Below are 1,782 nucleotides of genomic sequence, written 5' to 3'. Positions count from 1 at the left end.
TATGTAGGTCGGCGGCATTGCTGCCGCTTTCCCCATTAAGAACTGTACGTGCGACTTTCACCGCATACAGCTCCGATAATTCTAAATTTAATTCTCATAAAATTAAATCGGCTCGTAATCATCTTTCGATGACTTGTTTCCGATAAAGTTTTCTTTACGCACGTCGACGGGCACTTTTGAGTTTCCGCCTTTCGAAGTATTCGTCCCATACTGGGTCAAACGGATTGGCTTCGCATTTTATCTTTATGTGTCGCTTGATTGGAATCTCAGTCAGTTGTTGTAATGTGAACTTCTCCTTTATTCCTCCACATTCATATACAAATCCGAAAATCCAATTTCTGCCACCTTCATGGATAAAATACTTCTTTCTTATCCATTCCCTTGACTTGTTGGTATGTCTGTTATATGACCATCTTTTAAGCTGGTTTATTAAGATATGGTCGCATCGGCAGAACACCTCCTTTGATACCACATGGCTGTAGTAGTTGCCCCATCCCCTTATTATAGGATTGAGTTTCTCTATCAACTCCTGCTGGGATAGTGACTTACCTTTGGTCAGCACAACCTCATGCAGCTTGTCAGTGAAGCGTTTCTGACTTTTCTTTGACGGCTTTATTAACAATGTTCCGTTGTACTTCCGTACATTGAACCCTAAAAAGTCAAATCCTTCACTGATGTGTGTTATCAGTGTCTTCTCCTCGGATAGTGTAAGCCCTCTTTCCTTTAAAAAGGCTGTCAACATTTCCTTTATTTCAAGTAATGTTTCCCTTTTATCGGCTGTGACAATGAAGTCGTCCGCATATCTTACAAGATTGACTTTGGGACAGTACAGTTTTCCATTGACATAATTTGCCTTGTACTTCTCTTTGAGCATTCTTTCCATGCCGTCCAGAGTTGCATTTGCAAGTGTCGGTGATATGATACCACCCTGCGGTGTCCCTTCAAGTGTCGGTTGAAGCAGTTTGTTGAACACAACTCCACTTTTAAGCCATTTCCTTAATATCTGCCTGTCGATTCGTACGTTATCGAGAAGCCATTCGTGGCTGATATGGTCGAAGCAGCCTTTTATGTCTCCCTCCAATATCCATTCGGGAGAGCAATCCCTGCTTAGCCATCTGTGGAGTGCATCTATCGCATCTGCCGTGCTTCTGAACTTTCTGAATCCGTAAGAGTTTGCATCCGCTTCACTCTCCGTTATGGGTTCCAATGCCATAAGGTACAGTGCCTGCATGGCTCTGTCTTTCATGGTCGGTATTCCCAACGGTCTTGTCTTGCCGTTCGTCTTGGGTATGTTGACCCTTTTCAATGGGAGGGCTTTATATCCTCTCCGTGTCAAAGAACGTATAGCTTCTATTTTCTTGGCATCGGTGTCCCACTTTATTTGGTCAACCCCTGCCGTGCGCTTGCCTTTATTGGAGGTCACTTTTCTTACTGCCAATGCCTTGGCTTCAAACGAAGTGACAAGGAGGTGCTGCAAGGCTTTCACCTTGTTGTACCTCTTTTCTGTATGAGCCTTTGCTATTCGGACTTGCAGCTTTCTGACCTTGCACTCACACTTATGAAAGTCAATGTCTTTCCATGCAGTGTTATACTTGGCTGAAGATGCACACTCGGCTTTCGCCTCGCTCCTTTGCTGTTTCTTCATTTCGTTAAAGTTCTACAATCGTTTCACAAAGAATTACCCTGCGGAAGTCTGCCTGCTTTCGCATGAGGTGACGTTAAAACCTCTATCCTCCGCATTACACGGAAGCGTTCGCTTTCTCCGCAATCCTTTACCCGCAC

The 1,782-nt window shown here is 44.1% G+C and carries 1 protein-coding gene; it reads right to left on the bottom strand.

Annotated elements, in window-relative coordinates; genetic code table 11:
- Positions 1-154: 154 nt before the first annotated feature.
- Positions 155-1,645 carry a group II intron reverse transcriptase/maturase gene (gene ltrA, locus H6A27_RS14275; RefSeq protein ID WP_204509168.1) on the bottom strand — a complete coding sequence of 497 codons (1,491 nt, stop codon included), beginning with the start codon at positions 1,643-1,645 and terminating at the stop codon, positions 155-157.
- Positions 1,646-1,782: the final 137 nt, after the last annotated feature.

It is taken from the genome of Bacteroides caecigallinarum, assembly GCF_016902295.1.
Classification (GTDB): domain Bacteria; phylum Bacteroidota; class Bacteroidia; order Bacteroidales; family Bacteroidaceae; genus Phocaeicola; species Phocaeicola caecigallinarum_A.
Note: the sequence above shows the minus strand (reverse complement) of the source record. Positions and strands in the feature narration are given on the sequence as shown.